The organism is Corallococcus exercitus, assembly GCF_003611585.1.
In the GTDB taxonomy this organism is placed as follows: Bacteria; Myxococcota; Myxococcia; order Myxococcales; family Myxococcaceae; genus Corallococcus; species Corallococcus exercitus.
Map to the genome: position 1 here is coordinate 1 of NZ_RAVW01000034.1, position 23,126 is coordinate 23,126.

18 protein-coding genes are annotated in these 23,126 nt (G+C 70.9%); 10 read left to right on the forward strand and 8 right to left on the reverse strand.

Going from position 1 to position 23,126, the window contains the following annotated elements; all coding sequences use genetic code 11:
• On the forward strand, nt 1–223 hold a 223-nt coding region (locus tag D7W79_RS43565; protein ID WP_158616904.1), incomplete at its 5' end, for a hypothetical protein.
• Here D7W79_RS43565 and D7W79_RS06970 read toward each other — a convergent pair.
• Entirely contained in the window at nt 163–1,572 is a 1,410-nt protein-coding gene (locus D7W79_RS06970) for an FAD-dependent oxidoreductase (protein WP_120524549.1), read from the reverse strand. The genes D7W79_RS43565 and D7W79_RS06970 overlap by 61 nt on opposite strands.
• A gap of 86 nt (nt 1,573–1,658) precedes the next feature.
• Between D7W79_RS06970 and D7W79_RS06975 the strand changes: the two genes are divergently transcribed.
• The gene (locus D7W79_RS06975) at nt 1,659–2,705 is read left to right on the forward strand and encodes a phytoene/squalene synthase family protein (RefSeq protein ID WP_120524550.1); all 1,047 of its coding nucleotides are present in this window, start codon (nt 1,659–1,661) and stop codon (nt 2,703–2,705) included.
• On the forward strand, nt 2,705–4,666 hold the full coding sequence (locus D7W79_RS06980; protein ID WP_120524551.1) for a 2,3-oxidosqualene cyclase: 1,962 nt from the start codon (nt 2,705–2,707) through the stop codon (nt 4,664–4,666). The genes D7W79_RS06975 and D7W79_RS06980 overlap by 1 nt, the downstream gene beginning before the upstream one ends.
• Here the strand turns inward: D7W79_RS06980 and D7W79_RS06985 are convergent.
• The 4 genes from D7W79_RS06985 to D7W79_RS07000 all read right to left on the reverse strand — a co-directional run bounded on the left by D7W79_RS06985 (nt 4,614) and on the right by D7W79_RS07000 (nt 9,371).
• Complete coding sequence (locus D7W79_RS06985; protein ID WP_120524552.1) at nt 4,614–5,120, reverse strand: DUF1993 domain-containing protein; 507 nt, start codon at nt 5,118–5,120, stop codon at nt 4,614–4,616. The two genes, D7W79_RS06980 and D7W79_RS06985, sit on opposite strands and share 53 nt — an antisense overlap.
• Nucleotides 5,121–5,224: 104 nt before the next feature.
• Nucleotides 5,225–5,821 (reverse strand): hypothetical protein, encoded by a 597-nt coding sequence (locus D7W79_RS06990; protein WP_147441825.1) that lies wholly within the window; start codon nt 5,819–5,821, stop codon nt 5,225–5,227.
• Between the two features lie 144 nt (nt 5,822–5,965).
• The gene (locus D7W79_RS06995; protein WP_120524554.1) at nt 5,966–7,390 is read right to left on the reverse strand and encodes an RtcB family protein; all 1,425 of its coding nucleotides are present in this window, start codon (nt 7,388–7,390) and stop codon (nt 5,966–5,968) included.
• A 130-nt stretch (nt 7,391–7,520) separates the two neighbouring features.
• On the reverse strand, nt 7,521–9,371 hold the full coding sequence (locus tag D7W79_RS07000) for a glycoside hydrolase family 15 protein (RefSeq protein ID WP_120524555.1): 1,851 nt from the start codon (nt 9,369–9,371) through the stop codon (nt 7,521–7,523).
• A gap of 252 nt (nt 9,372–9,623) precedes the next feature.
• On the opposite strand from D7W79_RS07000, the gene D7W79_RS07005 reads away from it, so the two are divergent.
• The 4 genes from D7W79_RS07005 (at nt 9,624) to D7W79_RS07020 (ending at nt 14,282) form a co-directional block, all read left to right on the forward strand.
• The gene (locus D7W79_RS07005; protein WP_120524556.1) at nt 9,624–10,037 is read left to right on the forward strand and encodes a hypothetical protein; all 414 of its coding nucleotides are present in this window, start codon (nt 9,624–9,626) and stop codon (nt 10,035–10,037) included.
• Nucleotides 10,038–10,128: 91 nt separating this feature from the next.
• The gene (locus D7W79_RS07010; protein WP_208729654.1) at nt 10,129–11,997 is read left to right on the forward strand and encodes a bifunctional metallophosphatase/5'-nucleotidase; all 1,869 of its coding nucleotides are present in this window, start codon (nt 10,129–10,131) and stop codon (nt 11,995–11,997) included.
• Nucleotides 11,998–12,107: 110 nt separating this feature from the next.
• Entirely contained in the window at nt 12,108–13,451 is a 1,344-nt protein-coding gene (locus tag D7W79_RS07015) for a DUF2254 family protein (protein WP_120524557.1), read from the forward strand.
• 258 nt (nt 13,452–13,709) lie between these two features.
• Nucleotides 13,710–14,282 (forward strand): hypothetical protein, encoded by a 573-nt coding sequence (locus D7W79_RS07020; RefSeq protein WP_120524558.1) that lies wholly within the window; start codon nt 13,710–13,712, stop codon nt 14,280–14,282.
• A gap of 104 nt (nt 14,283–14,386) precedes the next feature.
• Here the strand turns inward: D7W79_RS07020 and D7W79_RS07025 are convergent, their stop codons facing one another.
• Complete coding sequence (locus tag D7W79_RS07025) at nt 14,387–15,475, reverse strand: SGNH/GDSL hydrolase family protein (RefSeq protein ID WP_244221630.1); 1,089 nt, start codon at nt 15,473–15,475, stop codon at nt 14,387–14,389.
• A gap of 221 nt (nt 15,476–15,696) precedes the next feature.
• Between D7W79_RS07025 and D7W79_RS07030 the strand changes: the two genes are divergently transcribed.
• The 3 genes from D7W79_RS07030 (at nt 15,697) to D7W79_RS07040 (ending at nt 20,986) form a co-directional block, all read left to right on the forward strand.
• Nucleotides 15,697–18,216, forward strand: coding sequence for an RCC1 domain-containing protein (locus D7W79_RS07030; RefSeq protein WP_244221631.1), 2,520 nt, complete (start codon nt 15,697–15,699; stop codon nt 18,214–18,216).
• Between the two features lie 205 nt (nt 18,217–18,421).
• Nucleotides 18,422–18,769 carry a hypothetical protein gene (locus D7W79_RS07035; protein ID WP_120524560.1) on the forward strand — a complete coding sequence of 116 codons (348 nt, stop codon included), beginning with the start codon at nt 18,422–18,424 and terminating at the stop codon, nt 18,767–18,769.
• A 75-nt stretch (nt 18,770–18,844) separates the two neighbouring features.
• Entirely contained in the window at nt 18,845–20,986 is a 2,142-nt protein-coding gene (locus tag D7W79_RS07040) for a WD40 repeat domain-containing protein (protein ID WP_120524561.1), read from the forward strand.
• Here the strand turns inward: D7W79_RS07040 and D7W79_RS07045 are convergent.
• The gene (locus tag D7W79_RS07045) at nt 20,983–22,242 is read right to left on the reverse strand and encodes a hypothetical protein (RefSeq protein ID WP_120524562.1); all 1,260 of its coding nucleotides are present in this window, start codon (nt 22,240–22,242) and stop codon (nt 20,983–20,985) included. The two genes, D7W79_RS07040 and D7W79_RS07045, sit on opposite strands and share 4 nt — an antisense overlap.
• 49 nt (nt 22,243–22,291) lie before the next feature.
• The gene (locus tag D7W79_RS07050) at nt 22,292–23,119 is read right to left on the reverse strand and encodes a dienelactone hydrolase family protein (protein ID WP_120524563.1); all 828 of its coding nucleotides are present in this window, start codon (nt 23,117–23,119) and stop codon (nt 22,292–22,294) included.
• Between the last annotated feature and the right edge of the window lie 7 nt (nt 23,120–23,126).

The window sequence follows — 23,126 nt, forward strand, 5'->3', positions numbered from 1 at the left end:
CATCGGCTTCTCCGTGTGGAGCCAGCTGCGGCTCCAGCGGGCCTGCCACGGGCCGGACGTCGCGCCCCGGCACTACTGGGTGCCGGCCGTGCTGCCGCTGCTGGGGGCCGGCGTGGCGCTGTCCGCGCGGCTGTCGCGCCAGGTGGACTGGCGCGGCCGGGGCTACCGGTTGGATGCGAAGGCGCGCCTGGGTGAAGCCCAGCCGGCGCGGGCCAGCGTGTAGACGGGACGGCGGACGCGACGATGCAGCCAGCTCCCCACCTGTTCCACCGCGCTCGCCACGGTGCCTCGCAAGGGCGGTCCAGCCGAGCGCAACAGCGGCGCGGCGGACCGGAGGCTGCCTCCGGGGCCGCTCGGCGAGAGCATCGCGGCGAAGGCATGCGCGACGACGCGCAGGTACTCGCGGGCCATCACCCGCATGCGGGGCTCCTCGGAGGAGAGCAGCGCCATGGAGGCGCGCGCGCCGCGAGGGCTGTGCTCCCAGTAGTGCAACAGTCCCATGCGCAGCGCCCGCATGCCCTCGTCCTGCCCGGCGAAGGCGCTGTAGAGCGCGGAGGCGAGCGCGACGCGCGTGCGCTGGGCCGGCCGCCGCGCGTGGGCGTAGTGCTCCAGCGCGCGGGTGATGTGGCCCGGGTGGCGGTGCAGCGACTCCTGGAGGGCGCGGGCATCGTGGAAGCAGGACGCCATGCCGCTCGCGGTGAGCGGGTGGCAGCACGCGGCGGCGTCGCCCACGAGCACGGCGCTGCCCATCCCCACGGTCTCCGCCAGCCAGTCGTCGTTGGAGGCCATGCGCACGGCGGGCCGCGCCTCCAGCGCCCGCCAGACGGCCTCCCTCAGCCGCGAGGGCAGGGCGAGCAGCAGCTCCGGCCGGTCCCGCAGCGTCTGGACGGTGCTGCCCAGGGGCAGGTCCACCATCACGCGCGCCAGGCCGGGCTGGATGGCGTAGGCCAGCGCATGCACGGCGCCTCCCACGAACTGGTGGCCGTGGTCGGGGTGGGTCAGGCAGTCGCTGTCCACCGTCACGCCCAGCATGGTGGACAGGCGCTTGTGGTGCTCGGCGATGCCCAGCATCCGCCGCACGGGCGAAGCGCGTCCGTCCGCGGCCACGAGCAGCCGGGCGCGCACGGTGTGCTCGGTGCCCGCGTGGGTGTAGCGCAGGCGCACGCCGTGCCCGTCGTTGTGCTCCACGGCCGTCACACGGGCCCGGGCGCGCGCGGTGACGCCGCGCCGCCGCGACACCGACTCCAGCAGGGGCACGGTGAGCGTGGCGTGTTCGAGCGACAGCCCGGTGACACCGCGACCGTAGGGCAGGACGAGGGTGCGGGCAGGGGCATGGAAGCGCACCGCGAAGCCGCGCACGGGCTGGGCCTTCCAGCCCTCCACCACGTCCCCGAAGCCCAGCGCGCGCAGGTCCTGGATGCCGGCGGGGTGGAGCAGCTCGCCCGCGAGCTGTTTGTGCCGGTCCACGCCCGCGTCGAGCAGCAGGACGGACAACCCCAGCTCGGCGAGCGCCGCCGCCACCGCGCAGCCCGCGGGCCCACCTCCGGCTATCACCACCTCGGCGTCCTCCACGTGGCCTCCGCTCGGATTCCAGACACCATGTCTGGCATTGACTACTTAGCCATTGATGCGCGGTACCGCACGCAGAGGAGGCAGGCATGAAGGAGCAGGGAGCGTCATTCTGTCGCACGCAGCTGCCCCGGGTTTCCCGGACGTTCGCGCTCAACATCCCCTTGTTGCCCCAGCCCCTGGACCTCGCGGTCACGGTGGCCTACCTGCTGTGCCGCATCGCGGACACGCTGGAGGACGAGGCCTCCGGGCAGGACCAGGAAGCGCTGCTCGAGGAACTGGGGACCCTGGTGTCGCTGGCGCCAGGCTGGGAAGCCCAGGCCCGTTCCTTCGCGCGAAGGGCGCGGCTCGCCCTGCGGGACGAGGCGCCCCCCGCGGAGGCCGAGCTGGTGCTGGAGACCCTGACGGTGCTCCAGACCCTGGCCTCGCTCCCCTCCTGGGTCCACCCGCCCATTGCCCGGTGCGTGCGCACGATGACCGGCGGGATGAGACAGATGCAGCGGCTGCACGGCGGGAGCGGGCAGGTCATGGGGCTGCCCGACCTCCAGGCGACATTCATGTATTGCTATTACGTGGCCGGCGTCGTGGGCGAGATGCTGACCGGGCTCTTCATCGCCAGCTCACCCCGGGTCGCCTGGCGCCATGAAAGGCTCACGCCGCGGGCGCCTGCCTTTGGCCGGGCCCTGCAGCTCACCAACATCCTGAAGGACGTGCGCGAGGATTTAGACCGGGGATGCTGCTGGCTGCCCAGGGACCGCATGGCCGCGCATGGCCTCACACCCGCCACGCTGGCCCTGCCGTCCTTGCGCTCGCGGGCGGTGGCGCTGATGGACGAGCTGGTGGAGGTGGCGCGCCGGGAGCTGGAGGTCGCGCTCGAATACTCCCTGGCCCTTCCCCGCGAGGAGCCCGGCCTGCGGCTGTTCTGCCTCTACCCGCTCTTCTTCGCGGTCGCGACGCTCGACGCGGTGGAGGGCAACCCCGCGGTGCTCGAACCGGAGCCGGTGAAGATTGACCGGGAGACGGTGGTGACGCTGATGCGGCTCACGCAGGAGTGCGTGGACTCGGATGAAGCTCTGCGAGCGCTCTACGCCAGGTGCTCGCGAATCCCCCGGGACGGCATGGAGGCCCGGCTCTGATGCGGCAGGCGCGCGACGTGCTGGCCCGGACGCAGGAGGCGGATGGCTCCTGGAAGGGCGACTACAGCGGTCCGCTGTTCCTGGCCCCGGTGTACGTGGCCGGGCTGTACGTGATGGGACGCTCGCCGGACGCGCGCCTCCGGGACGGGCTGGTCGCGTACATGCGCGCCCGCCAGGGCGCGGATGGCGGCTGGGGGCTGGACGTGGAGTCGCCTGGCCTCGTCTTCACGACGGTGCTCAACTACGTCGCGCAGCGGCTGCTGGGCGTCGGCGCGGACGACCCGGGCCTCCTCCGCGCGCGGACGTGGTTCCTTCCCCGGGGGGGCCCGCTGGGCAGTGCGTCCTGGGGGAAGTTCGTCCTCGCCCTGCTGGGGCTCTACGAATACGAGGGCCTGGCGCCCGTGCCTCCCGAGCTCTGGCTGTTGCCGCGAGCGCTGCCGTTCCATCCATCGCGCCTCTGGTGCCACTGCCGCATGGTGTACCTGCCCATGGGCTGGCTCTACGGCCGCCGGGCCCGCGCCAGGGAGACACCGCTGTTGGCCGAGCTGCGGCGCGAGCTGTATCCCCAGCCCTACGCGGACGTGGACTGGAAGGCGGCGCGCGGCCGGGTGGCCGGGACCGATGCCTACACTCCCCACGGCCTGCTGCTGCGCGCCGTGCACCGGGTGCTGGGCCTGTATGAGCGCTTCCATTCGAAGCGGCTGCGGGCCCGCGCGCTGGAGGAATCCCTGGCGTTGATTCGCGGAGAGGACGCGGCGACGCATTCCATCTGCATCGGGCCCATCAACAAGGTCTTCAACACGGTGGTGTGGCACGTGGCGCGGCCGGACGGCCCGGAGGTGCGGGCCCACCTGGAGCGCCTGCCGGACTACCTCCAGGGGACGGGGGAGGGCATCACGTTCAACGGCTACAACTCCTCGCAGCTCTGGGACACCGCCTTCGCGGTGCAGGCGCTGGTGGCCTCCGGCGCGACGGCCGGGGCGCGAGACACGCTGGAGCGCGCGGGCCGCTTCCTGGAGGCGCAGCAGGTGCTGGAGGATTCACCGGACGCCGCGCGCCACCACCGGCACCCGAGCCGGGGCGGGTGGCCCTTCAGCACGCGCGAGCACGGCTGGCCCATCAGCGATTGCACGGCGGAGGCGTTGAAGGCGTGTCTGTTGTTGGAGCCGCTCGGGCTCAACCGCGTGCCGCACGAGCGCCTGGAGCAGGCCGTGGCGTTCATCCTGTCCTTGCAGAACCGCGACGGGGGCTGGGCCACCTACGAGCGGCAGCGGGGGCCGCGCTGGCTGGAGCGGTTCAATCCCTCGGACGTGTTCGCCGGCATCATGGTGGACCCCAGCTACGTGGAGTGCACGTCGGCCTGCGTGCAGGCGCTGGCCGCGTGGCGAAAGGCCCATCCGGAGGCCCCGGTGGGTCGGGCCATCGCTCGGGGCGCGGACTTCCTGCGCCGCCAGCAGCGTCCGGACGGAAGCTGGGAGGGGGCCTGGGGCGTGTGCTTCAGCTATGGCACGTGGTTCGGCGTCACCGGCCTGGTGGCCGCGGGCGCGAAGGCCGGAGACCCGGCGTTGCGCGGGGCGGTCGCGTTCCTGAAGGCCCACCAGCGCGAGGACGGCTCCTGGAGTGAGACCATCCAGGGCTGCCGCGAGCGCCGCTGGGTGGAGGGGCGCACCGGCCACGCGGTGACGACGTCCTGGGCCGTGCTGTCCCTGGTGGCCGCGGGCGACGGGGAGCACGACGCCACGAAAAGGGGCGTGGCGTGGCTCCGCGCGACGCAGGGGCCGCACGGCCAGTGGCCCCCGGAGCCCCTGGCCGGCGTGTTCAGCCGCACCTGCGCCATCCACTACGACGCCTACCTGCGCATCTTCCCGCTGTGGGCGCTGTCGCTCGCGGAAGCGACAGGTGAAGGCGTCACGGCGCGCGGAGGCTCAGCGTCCCCAGGTAGTCCGCCTTGCCCAGGTTGACGCCGTTGTGCCGCAGGAGCGCGTACGAGTGGGTGAGGTGGAAGTAGAAGTTCGGGACGATGTGCTCCAGGAAGTTGTCCGCGCCGCTCATCACCTTGCCCTCCCACCGGGGATTGGAGATGACGCGGGTGGCCGCGCCCTCGAAGTCCTTCGCCGTGAGCGTGTCCAGGTACTCGATGGTGGACCGGACGCGGGCGCCGAGCTCCTCCAGCGTCTGCTCCGTGTCCGCGTGCGACGGCGCCGCCTTGCCTGTCAGCCGCGAGGCCCCCAGCTTCGCGGCGTCACAGGCGATCTGCACCTGCTTGACGAACGGGAGCTGATCCGGCGCCAACCGGAAGCCCAGGTAGAGGTTCGGGTCGAAGGACTTCGCCTTGGCGTGGGCCGCGGCCGTCTCCAACCACTTGCCCAACTGCCCGAGCTGCTTCTTCATCTGGGAAAAGGTCTCGAAGTACATGGGCGCGCAAGCTAACGGGACGGCCGTTGCCGCGCGAGCCAATCCGCGGGGCGTCCGGTCCCCAATCCCGGACGCCCCGCGTCACGCCGCGCTCACGCGCGGAGTCAGAAGGTGATGGTCAGGTCATGCAGGATGGCCGAGCACCCCGTCTTCGTTCCCGCCTCGTTGCCCGAGGTGTCGCCCACGCAGGTGATGTTCTGCACCATGCGCGTGTTCCCGGGGACCTGCGGGAAGGACCAGGCGTCCAGCGAGTGCCCCGTGTCCGTATACGACCAGGTGAACTCGGGCCCGATGTAGTAATTCGAGATGGGATACGGCGCCGGCGAGACGCTCAGGATGGGCGCCGCGGTGGTGGCGACGTGGTACCACTGGCCCCCGAAGACACGGGTGTCTCCTCCACCCGTTTCGGTCCCCCAGATGTACATGCCGACCCATAGTTCGTTGGTGTTGCGCACCTCGAACTCGAAGTTGATGTCGATCCGCGGCCCGTGACCGGCGAAGTCCGCGTCGCCGTTCGTGCGGGGCGGGACGTAGAACGCCAACGGGAAGGCGTTGATGGTGACGCTGGACAGGCCCTGCTCCGTGGTGGCCACGGACGGCTCCGCCGGGACCTCCGACGACTCGAGGGTCTCAGGGCCGCCGCAGGCCCCCAGCAACAGCGCGGCCGCCGGCACGGCGTAGGACACGAAACGATTCAACATGGGTGACTCCTGGGCGCGGGTGGAAGACGCGCCCAGGAGTACCGGGCTTCATGGACAGCCAACATGCCTCTGACGCCAATGCCTCTCAGCGTGGGACGAAGCGGCCCGTGGCGGGGGTGAGCTGGCCATGCGGTTCGCTTCCTTTCAGGCCTTGAAGGTCATCAGCGGCTTGAGCCGGGCCACCTCGCGGACGATGTCGGCGTCCACCTGCGAGGCGATGACGGGGCCGATGGGCTTGTAGGCGGCGGGGGCCTCCTCGATGCGGCGCTCGGCCCGCAGCGCGATGCAGTCCACCCCCGTCAGGCCCAGGTCCTCCTCGCGGTGCTTCGTGCCACCTCGCGACATGGAGAAGCGCGAGTGCGCCCGGCCCGCCCCATGCGAGGCCGACGCCAGCGCCTTCGCGTTGCCCAGGCCCCGCATCAGGTAGGACGTCGCCCCCATGGAGCCGGGGATGATGACCGGCTGGTCCTCCTCGGCCGGGCAGGCCCCCTTGCGCGCCAGCCAGCCGCCTTCCCAGGGCAGGGTGATGTTGTGGGGCACGTCGTAGACGAGCGGCGCCTCCACGTCCCCGAACAGCTCCCGCAGCGTCTGCCGCACCAGCTCCGCGAGCAGCAGCCGGTTGAGGAAGGCGTAGTTGGCCGCGGTGGCCTCGGCCCGCAGGTACTCGCGCACCTTCGCCGGATCCGCGAGCGGGAAGAGGCCGCTCGCCGGGTGGGGCGCCCCCGTGGGCCACGCGGCCCGCGCCCGCTCCTGCCATGCGCGCCCCACGTGCTTGCCCAGGTCCCGCGAGCCGGAGTGCACCATGAACGCCAGCTGCCCCTCCCGCACGCCCCAGGCCCACGCCCGCGCGCGGTCCACCACCGCCTCCACGCGCTGCACCTCCACGAAGTGGTTGCCGCCGCCAATGGTGGCCAGCCCGGGGTCACGCACCACGCCCTCGCGCCGCAGCCCGGTGGGCGCCCAGGCCGGGTCGCCTTCCAGCGCACCGCCCAGATGGACGCGCCCGGACTCTCGCTCCAGCTGTCCCAGGTCCACCCGGGCCGCCATGCCCAGCGGCTGGTCCACCGTCTCCTGGAGCCAGCCGGGCAGGCCGTCACGCAGCAGCGCCTCCAGCGCGCGCGAGCCCTGGGCGACGTCCCGCGTGCCGAAGAAATAGTGCCCCTTCATCCGCTCGACGAAGGCGTCGCGGCGGGCGAGGAAGGCGTCCACGGGCAGGTCCGCGACGTGCAGGCGCATGCCGCAGTTGATGTCCGTGCCCACGGCTCCAGGCACCACCAGGCCCTCCGTGTGGACCACCGACCCGATGGCCACCCCGGAGTCGCCCGGATGGAAGTCCGGCGTCGCGCGCACCTGCTTCACGCGGCCACCGTTCGGATGATGGAGCGCGGCGAGCGCCGCGAGTTGTTGAAGCGCCTTGCCCTCCACGGGCAGGTCCGGGGGAAGCAGGACCTCCGCGGGGGGCGCATGGGGATGGGCCTGGAGGCGGACCGTGTAGACACGACCGTCGTAGGCAACGTCGAGCCCCTCGCGGGCAAGTGCCCGCAGGAGCCGGTTGAGTTTCGGCTGCATGACCTTCTCGGAATCTGACCCGCCTGACAGGCCGGGGGACGTGAGCGATGGATTCGAGACCTCGGGTCAGCAGCCGCGGTCGGGACGCCGGAGCGTCCGCGCCCCCAGGGACGCCCGGGAGGGACGCGCCTTACGAATACATCGCCGCCTTGTTTCCCTCGGCGAGGAAGTAGGCGCTGTTCACGAGCGCCAGGTGGCTGAACGCCTGCGGGAAGTTGCCAATCATCCTGCGCTGGTCGGGCAGGTACTCCTCGGCGAGCAGGCCCACGTCGTTGCAGAGCCCCACCAGCTTCTCGAAGAGCTTCCGCGCGTCCTCGGTCCGTCCCAGCATGTGGTAGGTGTTCGCGAGCCAGAAGGAGCACGCGAGGAAGGCGCCTTCCTCACCGGAGAGGCCGTCCACGCTCGCCTCCGTCCGGTAGCGCAGCACCAGCCCGTCCGGCATCAACTCCTCCTCGATGGCTTTCACCGTCCCGGCGATGCGGGGGTCCTCCGGCGGGAGGAACCCGCTGAGCGGGATGAAGAGCAGGCTCGCGTCCACGCCCTTCGAGCCGTAGTACTGCGTGAACGTCCCCCGCTTCGCGTCGTAGCCCTTGCTGCACACCTCGTCGTGGATGGTCTGCCGCAGCTTCACCCACGGTGCCTTGTCATCCTTCAGGCCGTACTTCTCGATGGCGCGCACCCAGCAATCGATGACGATCCACGCCGACACCTTGGAGGCGGTGAACGAGTGCGTCGGGCCGCGCATCTCCCAGATGCCGTGGTCCGTCTCGGTCCAGACCTCCGACACGCGGGTCGCGAGGCTGCGGAGCGCCTTCTGTCCACGCTCCGTCATCTTGCCCGCCTGCTCCGCATGGATGTAGAGGACCGCGGCGAACTCGCCGAGCACGTCGAGCTGGAACTGTGAGTAGGCCCCGTTGCCGATCCGCACGGGACGGGCTCCTTCGTAGCCTTTCAGCCAGTCCAGCGTGACCTCGGTGAGGCGGCGCTCGCCCCGGATGCCGTACATGATCTGGAGCTGATCCGGAGCGCCGCCCACCGCGTGCTCCAGCCAGTGGCCGAACGCATCCGCTTCGTCCAGCAGCTTGGCGCGCATGAGCGCGTTCAGCGTGAGGACCGAGTCGCGGATCCAGCAGAAGCGGTAGTCCCAGTTGCGCTCACCGCCCGGGGTCTCCGGGAGGCCGAACGTGGGCGCGGCGACCAGCGCTCCCGACGGCTGGAAGCTGCACGCCTTGAGGGTGAGCAGGGAGCGGGTGACCACTTCGTCGTAGCGGGGCGGCAGGTGCAGCCGCGAGGCCCAGTCCTCCCAGTAGGCCTCCGTCTCACGCAGGGCGACCTCGGGATCGAGCGCCGCGGGGACGTCATCGTAGGGCCGGGCCCAGGAGAGCACGAAGGGGATCCGCTGGCCGGCCTGCACCGTGAACTCCGACTCGAAGGCAGGCGGCTCCTTGCCGGTGCCGCCTCGGAAGTACACCGCATCCGGACCGGCGATGGCGGTGGAGGACCCGTCCTTCCTGCTGACGAGCGGAACGGTGTAGCCATTGGCGAACCGGGGGCGCAGCTCGGAGCGCATCGCCACCGTGCCCCGGATGCCCTCCACCCAGCGCACCAGGTGGGGGTTGCCCTTGCGGATGGGCATGAAGTCCACGACGCGCACCGCGCCCTCGTCCGTCACGAACTCCGTCTCCAGGATGAGCGTCTTGCCACGGTAGCGCCGGCGCACCTCGCGCACGGGCGCCTTCGGGGCGAGCTTCCACCGGCCGTTGTCGGGCGTCCCCAGGAGGGACGTGAAGCACGCGTCCGAGTCGAAATCCGGGAGGCAGAGAAAGTCGATGGAGCCATCCCGGGCCACGAGCGCGGCCGTGTACAGGTCTCCGAGGAGTGCGTGGTCCTCGATGAGCAGGCCCGGTTCCTTCCGGGTGCTGCTTGCCCATCCGGTCCTGGGTGCTTCGCTCGTCCGCGGAGTCGTCTCTGTCGAATTCATGAAATGCCTCTCGGCCTGGGGTGGGGGGTCCAGGAAAAGGTAGGCGCCGGTACTCCGGATGCAATCGCGCGGAAGGAGGGGCTCCTTTCGTGGGAGGAACTCAGGGGAGGGCAGCGGACGGGGGCCACCCGGGCCGTGCGCCTGAACAGTCGGGGAACGCCAACGCAGCGGTCCCAGCCCAGGCTGCGATATGACCCTCGAGGGCCTGCTCCGGGATGGCAGGCGCACTCCGGATTGGAAGGGAACGTTCTCATGACGGTGGCTGTCCTACGGGCCCAGGCCCCGGAGTTCGATGTGGCGTCCGTCCTGGACCGCTTCCCGGACTGCCACCCCAATGCCGTCTGGCTTCAGGGGGAGCAGGGGCTGCCGGGAAGACATTCGACCTCTGGCTTCAACCTCACCCTGGTGGAGGACGGGGAGGGCACGCTGCACGGGCCCGTCGCCGCGGCCCGCCGGCAACTGGAGGTGCTGGCCCCGTTGCTCATGGAGCTGCGGCAGTTGGCCATCCCCTGCGTCGTGGACTTCGGGCTGTTCGTCGGCTCCTCCCTCCACTTCACCAGCTCCATCCACTTCCCACCCGACGACGTCCGGTGGTTCGCGGAGCAGGGCATCGCCCTGGCCGTCTCTGCCTACCCGACCGCCGACGAGGAGCCGGAGGACGGGTAGGCATGCAATGAACGCCAGGCGCGGATTCAGGAAGGAAGTCTGTCATTGAAACGGTAGGGTGCGTTTCCCCTCCGGAAGATTTCCTTCCGGCATGGCTCTGGTCGAGGCCTCCTTGAACCGCTTCCCCTTCCTGATGCGCACGCTGCGCACCGGCACGCTCTGCCTCCTGGGCGCCAGCGCGCTGCTGGCCGCCTGTGATTCCAACGATGATCCGCCTCCCAACCCCACCCCGGTGGACACCTCGCCGCGCACGCTGACGCTGCTGCAGACGAGCGACCTGCACACCAACATCTTCCCGTGGGACTACTTCACCGGGAAGCCGGACGCGAAGCGCGGCCTGGCCAAGGTGGCCACGCTCATCAAGCAGGAGCGCGCGAAGAACCCGGACTGCACGCTGCTCGTGGACACCGGTGACACCATCCAGGGCTCGCCGCTGGGCACCTACTACGCCCTGGTGGACAACGCGCCCAAGCACCCCATGGCCGCCGCCATGAACGAGCTGGGCTACGTCGCCATGGCCCTGGGCAACCACGAGTTCAATTACGGCCAGGACGTCCTCGGCAAGTTCAAGGGCGAGGCGAACTTCCCCCTCCTCGGCGCCAACGTGCGCAAGAGCGACGGCACCGAGGCCTTCACCCCGTACGTGATGACCACGGTGTGCGACGTGAAGGTCGGCATCCTCGGCCTGGTGACGCCGGGCGTGGCGACGTGGGAGCGCAAGGACAACATCACCGGGCTGCGCTTCGACGACCCGCTGGAGACCGCGAAGGCCTACGTGCCGAAGATGAAGGAGGCCGGCGCGGACGTGGTGGTGGTGGCCATCCACAGCGGCCCGGACAAGCAGCCCACCGGCAGCGCGACCAGCCCCGAGTCGTGGCTCGCGGACTACGCGGACCCCACGAAGTGGACCGACCGGGGCAACATCGCCGGTGAGAACGAGGCCGCGCAGATTGCCCAGCAGGTGGCGGACGTGGACGTGCTCCTCACCGGCCACACCCACCAGCCCATCCCGAAGATGCTGCTGAAGAACGCGCAGGGCCGCGAGGTCCTCCTCACGCAGCCCAACCGCTGGGGCAGCCACCTGGCCCACGTGCAGCTCAACGTCACCTGGAACGGCGAGCGCTGGGGGGTGGAAGCGCACGACTCGCAGCTCCACGCGGTGGACGACACCGTGGCGGAGGACGCCACCGTCAAGGGGCTGGTCCAGGCCTACCACGACACCACGGTGGCCTACGTGAACCAGAAGATTGGCAGCACCACCGCGCCCTTCACGGGCGGCTTCCCCGGACGCTACGTGGACAGCCCCCTGGCGGACCTGCTCAACATCGTGCAGGAGGAGGCCGCGGAGGAGGCCGGCTTCCCCGTGGACCTGTCCGCGACCGCCATCTTCTCCAATGACGTGGCGCTGCCGGCGGGGGACGTCACCCTGCGCGACGCCTACAGCGTCTACATCTACGACAACACGCTGTACGTGATGGAGATCAACGGCTCCATCCTCCGGCGCGCGCTGGAGATGAACACGCTGTACTTCAAGCAGCTGGACGGGGCCAACCTGCCCGCGAAGCCCGCGGACGCGAAGGCCACCACGCCCTCCGTGGCGGACTACAACTGGGACCTCTACTCGCGCATCGAGTACGGCTACGACCTGACGAAGCCCGCGGGCTCCCGGCTCACGCACCTGCGCTTCCAGGGCCAGGACGTGCGGGACGACCAGGTCTTCCGCATCGCCGTGAACAACTACCGCGGCGGTGGCGGCGGCGGGTACAGCATGTTCAAGGAAGGCCGCCTGCTGTGGTCCTCCGCGGACGGCGTGCGGGACTACGTCGCGCGCTACATGCAGTCGCACCAGGGCCTGGCGCCGGACGTGGTGAACACCTGCAACTTCACGCTCGCGCCCGACCTCTACACGCCGTACTTCCAGGCCACGCTCGGCCCGGCGAAGTGCGCGCCCGCGAAGTGAGTTAGGGGCCCAGGGGCGCCCGGTGGACAGCCCTCCTCCCCGGAGGGCACGTCCCACCGGGCCTCCCGTGTTCCTACCTTCCCGCGGATGGCCGATCCGCGTGAGTCCGCATGGTCACCTACCGCCTGCGCAAGCTTCTCCGCGAGCCCTATTGGCTGCTGCTCAGCGGCATGGTCGCGGTGGGCGTGGTGCTGGGAACCGCGCTCGCCCGCGTGGAGACCGACTCCGGATGGGGCCTGTTGGGCCACGCGTGGCCGGGGGACGTGGATGACATGCGTGGCGCGCTGGGAACGCTGCTCGGGTTCCAGATCACCGTGCTCACCCTCGTCGTGTCCCTGAACGCGCCGGTCATCCAGTCCGCAGCGAATCAGTATTCAACCCGGCTGGTGCCCATCTACCTGAAGAGCGCGCCGCTGCGCCGGGCCCTTCCCTTCTTCGCCCTCTCCAGCAGCTTCATCCTCGCGGCCGTCCGGGAGCTGGGCATCATCGAGGACCATGGCGTCAGGCCCCGGCCCGTGCTGTCCGTGGCCATCGTCCTGGTCCTCGTGGCGCTCTGCCTGCTCATCGTCTTCCTGGTCCGGACCTTCCGCTTCCTGCGGGTGGAGCGCGTCCTCAAGCTCGTCCAGCACCTCATCGTGTCCGCGACGGAGCGCCGCATCCAGGCCCGGCTGAAGCGCCTCCCGCTGGACCCGGCGGCGACCCTGCGGCTGCCGGCGGATGCCACGTCGCTCCTGGCTTCCACCTCGGGCTACCTCGCGGAGGTGAACCTCCAGGCCCTCACGCGGCTCGCCCGGAAGTGGGGCGTGCGGGTCCGCATCGGCATCACCCTGGGCGAGTACATCGACCAGGAGGCGGTCGTCGGCTGGGTGGTGGCGGACAGGGGCGGGCCCGTGGCGGCCTCCGTGCTCCACGCCCTCGCTGGCACGTTGATCATCACGTCGGCGCGCGATCCCGACTGCGACCCTTCATTCGGGCTGCGCACCCTCGTCGACGTCGCGAACCGGGCCCTGTCCTCGTCCTCGAACGACGCGTACACGGCGCGGCAGGCGCTCCACCAGATCCGCTCGGTGATGCGCCGGCTGGCGGCCCTGCCCCAGGGGGACTGGAACGTCATCGACCCCGACGGCAGCGCTCGCGTCTCCGTCGTGGCCCTGCGGCTGCGCGACTACCTCTTCCTCGCCGTGGATGGTCCCCTCCACTACGCGGGGGGCGACCCCGAGGTGCTCGAAGAGGTGCTGCAAATCGCCCTCACCGTGGGGCTGGTCGCGCGCGACGCGGAGGACCGGGCCGCGGCGCACGCGCTCCTCGCCCGGGTGCTCGCGGAGGTCCAGGGCTCCCCGGAGCCGGACCGCTTCCACCGCCTGCTCACCCAGGCGGAGCGCGTCCGGGCCTCCTTCCAGGGTGAGCGCCGCGCGAGCGTCGAGCGGGGACGCGCGGACTGGCTTCCGGACTGACGGGCCGTCGTCAGTGGCGGACCTCGCGGGGGGCGTGAAGCCCATGAGGAAGTCGTCCGCAACCGGGTGGCGGGAGCGTTGGCGAGGTCGCGCGCGAATGAAACGAGGTCAACAGGGAAGCCTCCCGAGGGAGGAACCGGGCGTCCCATCAGGAGGGTGCAACATCCGGCAGGTCACTCGCCCCTGCCTCCGGGAGCGGTTTGCCGGCGGATGCAAGGTGTGGATGTTCCGCCATGTCATCCCATGAGGGGGAAGTCCATGCGCACACTGCCGTCGAAACGGATGTCATTGCTCACCGAGCGCGAAGCCCAGCTCGTCCTGTCCAGCGCCCCACGCAACCTCGCCGAGCTCTCGCCGCGAGAGCTGCGCGGGCGCATCGTGCGCACGCGCCGCCTGATGGAGAAGTACCAGGACGCGGCGCAGCGGCAGCGCAGGGAGGCGCTTCGCAAGGAGCTGCCCTCCCGCTCCCGCCGCGCCGAGGGCAACCGCAACACCCTCCAGAAGGCCGAGTACTTCGCCCTCACCCTGGCGCGTTTCGAGAAGCGGCTCGCGCTGCTCGAGCGCAAGGCCCAGGTCCGGACCCGCGCCGCGAGCAGCCCCGGCCCCCGGCGTGCGAAGCGCGCGGCCCCGGCCCGCGCGGCCATGGAAGGACGCAAGCCCGCACGGCGGACGCGTGTCGCCGGGCGCACCGCGAAGGCCGCCGCACCGCGCGCCTCCCGTCAGAAGCGGGGAGGGGCCCTGAAGCAGGAGCGCTTTCCCTCCCTCAAGCGTCAGGCCCAGGCCTCCGGCAGGGGCCGCCGGACGCAGGGACAGCGGGACGCGCGGCGCTGAGCGCGGGGCGCCCTGGTGGCGGTAGAACGCCTCCTGCACGGCGAGGCGTTCCATTCCCCGGGCCAGGCAGCGCGCCCAGGCCCGCGTGCTCCGCGCGCCCCGGCTCAGGGCCGGACGACGTCCTGGATGAACCGGCTCAGTGACTCCGCCATCTTCTGGTGCGTGGCGGCGGAGGGATGCCAGTCCTCGCCGACGCCGTCGGCGAAGGGGTTCTGCATGGCCATGACGTGGCGGTGGACGCGGGCGTCACCCTGGCGCTGGCGCTCCGCCACGAGCTCGGTGAGCCACTCGCCGACGTGCGCGGACGTCACCACGCCCTGCCGTTCCATCCGCTTGTAGCCGTCCGTCATGCTGCCCAGCGTGCAGACGATGTGCGCGCGAGGATGCAGCGTGCGAAGCCGTGTGAGGAAGGTCCGGTAGGCGGCCTTGAAGGCCGCTTCGTCCGGAAGGAACGCGGCGGTGCCAGCGCCCGCGAACGTGTCGTTGGTGCCAGCGTTGATGACAATCACGTCCGGCGAGTCGTTGGAGAAATCCCAGGCGATGGGCGCATCCGGGACCACGCGCTCATAGACGTCGGGCAGCAGCCCGGACGTGGACAGGTCCAGGTTGCGGTACACGCCGTGGCCCGAATAGCAGACGAACACGGCCTCCGCGCCCAGCCGCCGGGCCGTGAGCCAGCCATAGCTCCGTCTGGGATTCTGGTGCTTCGCCGTGAAGGTGGGCGCCTTCGAGGAGGACGACTCCGGGACGAAGGTGACGTCGGTGCCGTAGCCGCAGGTGATGGAGTCCCCGACGAACTCCATCCGCGGCCCCGTGTGCCTTGGCGGCTCCCGGAGCTCGCCATGCACCTCCAGCGCCACGAGGGTGCTGGTGCCCACCAGGGACTCGGTGCGCTTGAAGACCTCCACCGTGTGCAGGCCCACGGGGAGGCCGCTGGTGAGCACGTAGCTGCCCTGGCCGGGCCGCACCGCGAGGAGCCTGGGCGGTGCCCCGTCCACCACCACGTCGAAGTGGTTGGTCCCCACGTCGCCGCCTGCCCCCGCGTCGTCGAGCCGCATCCGCACGGCGTCTCCCCAGAAGCGCATGTGAACCGTCACGCCCGGGTGGGAGAAGACGACCCCGGTGTTGGAGCGGTACGTCCGGCCCACGTACCGCACGCGTGCATCCGCGGCGGGAATGTTCACCCAGGTCATGGCAGGGCTTTCCGGTGTGGGGGAGGGGGCCCTGCACGCGGCCAGCGCCAGGCCCATGCCAAGGCAGACGCCCCGGACGCTCCGTGCGAAGGCAGGGATGAACGAGAGGTCGGGCACGCAGTCACAGCGTACACCCGGGATGGACGGGGGCCGCCAGATGCCAGCCGTGAACAGCTCATGCTAGATGGCTTGCAGTCCCTATCCTCACCATCCGGATTCCGATGAACCGATTGACTGTCTTTCCTTCCTGGCGCCTGTCGGGCCTGCCCCGCTTCCGTCTGGCATTGCTGGCGCTGCTGGCGGTGCTGGGCACCGGCTGTGGTTCCGACCCCCAGCCGCAGCCCCAGGCCCAGGCCCCTGTGTTCGTGGAGTCCACGCAGTCCGCCGTCAACGTGCTGGCCAACGAGACGGTGCACTTCCACGTCACCGCGAAGGATGACGCGCAGCGGGCCCTGGGCTTCAGCTGGGAGGCCAGCGCGGGCGTCCTCGAGCCCGCCCTGAGCACCGCGACGGCCAGCGACGTGCGCTGGAAGGGCCCGGAGTGTCTGCCCGCCGGAACGCGCGTCAAGGTGACGGTGACCCTCACCCATGACGTGGCGCCCGCCACCACCCGGACCTTCCTGCTCTCCGTCGTCGCGTGCCCGGAGTCGCCGGCCGTCGCCGGGAACGCCCTCGCCTCGCTGATGGTGCGTCCCGACGGAACGGTCTGGGAGTGGGGCACCTTCTCCAACAACTCGGGGGATGTCTCCTCGCCGCGCCAGGTCCCAGGGCTGACCGGCGTCAAGGCCGTGGCCGCTGGAGGGCTCCACTTCCTGGCCCTGCGCCAGGACGGCACCGTCTGGGCCTGGGGACTCAACATCCGCGGCCAGCTCGGAGACGGAACCACCTTCAACCGGGACGCGCCCGTGCAGGTGTCGGGGCTGAAGGACATCATCGCCCTGTCCACGGGCTACTACTCCACGCTGGCCCTGCGCCAGGACGGCACCGTCTGGGCATGGGGGGGCAACGAGTACGGGCAGCTCGGCGACGGGACGACCGTGGACCGCTCCGTGCCCGTCCAGGTGCTGGGCCTGACCCGGACCACCGCCCTGGCCATCAGCAGCGAGCATGCGCTGGCCGTGCTCGCGGATGGAACGGTCCGCGCGTGGGGACGCAATAGCTCCGGTCAGCTCGGCCTCGGGTCGTCCAGCCCGGACGCTGGCAGCCCCATCCCGCTCGTGGTGCCCTGGCTGACGGATGTCGTCTCCGTCTGCGCGAACTCCAGCCAGTCGTTCGCACTGCACGCCGACGGGGGTGCGTCGTCATGGGGCGTCAACTCGTATGGCATCCTGGGGGACCAGCTGCGAGGGGACTGGGCTGTTCCGGGCCGGGTGCCCCGGTTGGCCCAGGTGACCGCCCTGACCCTGGGGGACAACTTCGCGATGGCGCTGCTGGAGGATGGCTCCGTGCAGACCTGGGGAGACAACAGCTACGGCCAGCTCGGGGATGGGACGTACACCCGCCACGTCTCCCCGACGCGGGTGCCCGGGCTCGCGGGCGTCAAGGCCGTGGCGGCGGGCCGCGACCATGCCCTGGCCGTGCTCTCCGACGGGAGCGTGCGGGTCTGGGGCGACAACCGGTACCAGCAACTCGGCAGCTTGCCGGCCGCCGTGAACCGCAACGCGCCCGTGCAGGTGTTGGGGCTCAAGGATGTGAGCCGCGTGGCCGCGGGGGGGCGCCATTCCCTGGCCCTGCGCACGGATGGCACGGTCTGGGCCTGGGGGAGCAACCTCCTGGGCAGGCTGGGGCTGAAGGAGGAGCAGGCCGCCAGCACGACGCCGGTCCAGGTGCCGGGACTCGCCGGCGTCAAGAGCGTCGCCGCGGGCCTGGAGCACTCGCTGGCGGTGCTCGCCAACGGCACCGTCATGGCGTGGGGGAACAACAGCGTGTGGCAGCTGGGGGATGCCTCCCGCCCGCAGTCGTATGCCCCCATCCCCGTCGCCGGGCTGACCGGTGTCTCCGCCGTGTCCGCGGCCTCCTGGTACTCGCTGGCCCTGCGCGAGGACGGCACCGTCTGGGCCTGGGGCATCAATAACGCCGGCCAGCTCGGAGACGGGACCACCATCAACCGGGCCACGCCGGTGCAGGCGGTGGGGCTGACGCAGGTCACCGCCCTCTCCGCGGGCGCCTCCCACGCGCTGGCCTTGCGCGCGGACGGCACCGTCTGGGCGTGGGGAGACAACCTCTTCGGGCAGCTGGGGGATGGAACGAACAGCGACCGTCTCACGCCGGTGCAGGTGCCGGGACTGACGGGCGTCGTCGCCGTGGCCGCGGGGCAGTTCCACTCGCTGGCGCTGCGTCAGGACGGCACCGTCTGGGCCTGGGGGGACAACTCGGAAGGACAGCTCGGGGACCGCGCATCCACCACTCGCGTGACCCCCACGCAGGTGGTGGGGTTGGCGGGCGTCCAGCGCATCGCCGCGGGGGATGCCCACTCGCTGGCCGCTCCGGGAACGACCCCGCTCGTCACCTTCGGCTGGAACGTCTACGGACAGCTGGGGCTGGGCCCGGACTTCAAGGGACAATCGCGCGGGCAGGTCGCCGCGTTCCTCGGCGTTCGCGCCCTCGCGGCGAGCACTGAGCACACCCTGGCCGTGGCGAATGACGGCACCGTCTGGGCCTGGGGGGCCAATGTCTGGGGCCAGCTGGGTGATGGCGAGGCCGCGAACAGCCCCCGGCCAGTCACGGTGGCGCTGCCGTAGGCCGAGGGACACGCCGGGACTCGCCGCGAAAGGGCGAGCCCCGGTGTCGCCGCATTCGCGACCCGTGGGTCGGGTTTCCAGAGACCTGGCTTGTCGCTCTGAGTCCTTGAGAGCTGGGAGGTGTCGTCCGAGATGAGCACCGAGGTCGCGCAGCGGATCCTGGATGGAAGGTGGAAGCACGCGACCGCGGCGTTACAGGGGCCCGTTGTCCGTCCAGGAGGTGGGCCCGTTCATCGACGATGAGGACGCCTCTCCCCGCGTGGACTCGCTGTGGGAGTGCACGGTGCGGCGCTGGACGGCGGCGACGGTGGTCGAGAGTCGCAACTACGCGCCGGACATCGCGCTCCAGCTCCGCGCGGGAGCCTTCGGCGTCCTCACGTCACGGTTCGACGAGGTCGTCTCCGTGGCCGTGCGTGAAGCGGAACCGCTTCCCCGCCCGACACGGGAGGTCCCCATGTTCGCCAACTGGCTGGAGCCTCGCGTCCGGGTCCCACCCGAGCTGGCGTCGCGGATCCAGGCGCTGTGCTTCACGGCGGAGGACGAAGGCGACTGAGCGGGCCGGGCCCGGGCCCCGCCCGCGAGCGCACGGCGGTGCGGTATGGTCGCCCGAAGGGGTGACTCCAGACACATGCCAGGACTGCTCGCCAATCTTTCGCAGTGGGCCCACGCTTCCGACGCGGAGCTGGAAGCGCTGGTGGAACAGGCCGACTTCGGCGACTTCGTGGCCAGCAGGGACCTACCGCCGCTGCGGGAGCGGCTCCTCCGGCTCGAGCGCGAGCAGGGCATCACGGAGGTCCACCGCCGCGTCTCCGAAAAGGTCCTGGCCGCGGGGGCACGGCTCGTGGAGACCCCGCGCTACACGGGCATGCAGCGCTGCTTCGCGCTCAGTCCAGATGGCCGCCATCTCGCCATCGCGAGCAACCGCCTTGGCAAATCGCCCGGTGGGGACGTGTGCATCTGGGAGCTGGCGACGGGGCGCGTGGTCGACGCCGTCGGCTTCGAGCAGACGCTGGTCGGCTCGACGGGGGCGCCTTCCTGCCTCCAATGGTCGCCATCCGGGGAGTGGCTCGGCGTCATCCTGAACCAGGTCGTCATCGGCGTGCTGCGGGCCTTCGCCGGAACGCTGCCGTCCTTCACGGCCGACGTCACCCGGCGCTGGGGCTCGCCGCCGGGATGGGCCGTCATCCATCCCAAGACCGTGAAGAACACGGGGCACCTGCCTGCCTGGTGCTGGTCTCCGGATGAAACACATCTGTTCATCTCCACCCCCGGGCCCGACGGTGCGCTGGGCTGCATCGTCCCGTTCCGGGAAGGGGCCCGGGTCAACGAGGACAGTGAAGGGATTCGCTGGTGCCCGGCCCGGCTGGACGGACAGCCTTCGAAATCGCAGCCGCATACCTGGGTGCGGTGGAGTCCGGATGGCACACGCATCCATGGCTATTGCAAACACGAGTTCGTGAATGAGCCGAACGCCAACCCGGAGCACGAACAGGCCCATTCCTCCGCCTCCGTCATCGACGTGCGGAGCGGCGACCTCCAGTACCGCTTCGATGAACTGAAGCTGCCGGCGGCGTTCTCTCCGGACGGTGCCCGCCTGGCCTACGGTGAGGATCCGCCCCGGCTCGCGAATGGACTCACGGCCAAGACGGTGGCCAACCTGAGCAAGTACGTCGACGTCCGCGTCTACGCGGTCGTCGAGGAGTACGTCTGGTCCCGCGACGGCCGGCGCCTGGCCGTGCTCATCCGGGGCTATGAATCCTTCCAGGTCCTCATCTTCGAGGCCGGCAAGCTGCTGTGCCAGATGGACCTGAAGCGCCGTTCGTTCGGGATGGCTTCCAGCAGCGGCGACCTGGGCCGCTGGGCCTGGTCTCCGGATGGCTCCATGGGCGCATGCCTGCTGCGGGAGGCAGGAAGCGCCGAGCAGTGGAAGCGTGAGGGAGGAACCGTCGAGCTGTGGAAGGTGGGGCCCTCGCCCCGGATGCTCCGGCGGCTCGAGGGCACCAGCGGCATCGACGGACTGGCCTGGGGCGCGGACGACACGCTCGTGGGGACAGGGCCCCATGACATCGCCTTCTGGGACGTGAACACCGCGGCGCCGCGCTTCCGCGCCTCGCTGGAGCTGGAGCCGGGCCGCGTGCCACCCCCGAGCGACTGGAACCCATGGCCGGACGACGTCGCGCGGTTCATCCCGACCGAGCACGGCTGGGACTTCATGCGAGCACAGCCGGACGGCACCGTGGAGTGTCCCCCGGGCTCACGGGCGCAGTTGGAGCCCCGGCTGATGTTCTCGGTGGAGGGGCGCCATGCCTGGCCCTGGCGCTGGGCCCTGGGGACCCGGCATGCGCGCTGGGAGGACGGTGTGTCCCTGCCCGCCGCGCCCCGGGAGGAAGCCCCGTTCGAGGAGCGGCGCGTCACCGTGCCCGAAGGCGAGACGCTGGAAGCCAGAGACGCCCGGCACGGCACCTGGGGTTTCCTGAAGCAATACCAGGCCCCCACGCGGCCCCTGGACCATTACAGGGCCGAACCGGTGTTCACGCACGGTCCCGCCATCTGCCGCGCCAACCTCACGCCGTACCTTGGCCAGTGCGTGCTGCTGCGCCAGACGCGGGAAGGCACCTGGTACGCCCTCGGCGCCCTGCTCGAGGTCTCCGACGAGGGACTCCTCCTCTACCCTCGAGCGCCCATCGGCTCGTACCGCGAGCGGCTCCTGTCCTTCCGGGACATCCTCTGGATTGGACCGGCGGTGCCGCTCGAACCGCGGGAGGGCTAGTGCCAGGTCCCCACGCCGAAGCCCCAGCCGAAGTAGAGGCGGGACACGTCGGCGAAGCCGCTGATGCGCCATGACGTGCCAGGCGACATCAGGCCGAAGACGGACCAGCTGAACAGCCGCAGCTCCGCGCCCGCGGTGCCATGCAGGCGGGGCCCGATGGCGTCGAAGCGGCTGGGCTCCAGGTAGCTGCCCGCGCGGAGCTGGAGCCGGTTCTCGAGGGGCTCCCACTCCGCGCCGACGCGGGGGGAGAGGACGAGCCGTCGTCCGGAGCGCTCGAGCTGCTGGGAGAGAAAGGACTCGAAGCCGATGGCGTTCGAAGCGGCGCCGCTGATGAGCACCGAGCCGGTCAGCAGCAGCTTCTCTCGCGGCAGGGCCCGGTAGCGCTCGGCGCGGTCCGGTCCCCATGGCATCTGGAGGGGGCGGGCGCCGAACTGCCAGGCGATGCCCGCTTCAATCTCCCAGGGGAGCTTGATGGTGGAGGGCAGGTACAGGTCGGCGACCTTCACGTTGCCCTCCGCGTCGGCGGTGGCCTGACTGTCGGGCGTGAGCCGGCCCTGGACGGGGGCCCGGAACGTCAGGGCCGCGCGCAGCGGCAGGGCCATCGGGGTCCAGAGGGCTCCGGCCTCGAGGTTGCCACCGAGCATGGAGGCGAGGTTTGCCTCCGGAGCCGCGTCGGTGCCGAGGGTGAGGGAGACCGCGCGCAGGCCGACTCCGACCGCCAGCTCGCCGTCCAGGAATGTGCGCGCGAGCTGGATCTGGAAGCGGTTGGTGTTGAGCAGCAGGGTCTGGCCGTTCGCGTCCTGGCCCAGCGTATAGGTCTGGATGGACGTGAGGCCCCCGAAGCCCCAGCGACCCCATTGGATGAGGCCTCCAATCTGGGGGAAGACGAAGTCCTTGAAGGTGAAGCCCACCGTGCCGTTGTTGTCGAAGTCGGTGTTGCGCAGCGAGCTGGGAAAGGTGAAGCCCAGCGACAGGTCGTAGTCGACGGGCTTGCTCGAATAGAGCGAGCGCACGGCCGGAGCGGCCGTGTTCACGGCGATGCCCTCGACGCCTTCAGCGATGGGAGCGTACGCGCCGGCCAGGCCCGACACCCGCACCGGCGCCAGCACGGGGCCCTGGAACACGTCGATGGCGTAGTTCGAGCTGGTCAGCGGCGGGTTGTCCGCGAGGGCCGCCCCGCTGGAGAGCAGCACGGCCACGGCCGCGAACAGCACGAGGGAAGGGGAGCGGTGGACGGTTCGAGACCATGACGCCATGCGCGGCCTGCAATGTAGCGTGCCCCGGACCACGGCGGGTCACCGGCGCTCAAGCCGGATGAAGCCTCCGCGCGAAGAAGGCCAGGATCTCATCGCGCGCCGCGCTCGTCGGCTCTCCGGCCGCGTCGATGAGGTGGGCCGTCACGACGCTGTGCGGCCCGCCGACGATCTTCTCGAAGAAGGGTGGGGGCGTGGGGTTCGCGGCCGAAGCGGGCAGCACCTTCGGGACGAAGCGCGGTCCCAGCGCCTGGGCGTAGGCCGCGAAGCGCTGCGCCGGGCAGTAGCGGTCCCCCTCGAAGCGGTACGCGAGCACCGTCAGGTCCTCGCGCTCGAGCCGCTCCTTCACCGCCGCGGCCTCTTCAGGGGCAATCTGGATGGCCCCCGTGTCGTCGAGCGGCAGCGAGGGCTGGCACAGGACGGGCGCCAGCACCGCGGGCTCGAGCATCATGCTGAGCGCGAAGTTGCCGGTGAAGCACATGCCGATGGCGCCGACGCCCGGGCCTCCGCATTCCTCGTGCGCCAGGCGGGCGAGCTCCCGCAGCCACTGCGTCACGGGGCTGGATTCATTCGCCGCGAACGCGCGGAACTCCGCGCTCACGCAGGCGCGCTTCATCACGGCGAGTCCTGCCTCCGCCTGCGGATAGGCCCCATCCTTCCCGAACAGTGACGGCATGTAGACGGTGAAGCCGGCGTCACGCACCCATCGTGCGAAGCGCGCGACGTGGGGGCTGATGCCGGGCATCTCGGCCATGACGATGACCGCGGGGCCGCGGCCGGCGACATAGACCGTCCGCGTGGCCGAGCGGAGGGTGATGGACCGTCGCTCGAAGTCGTCGAGCGGGTCGTCAGCGGTGGAGTCGGGAGTGGAAGCTCGCATGCCGGGA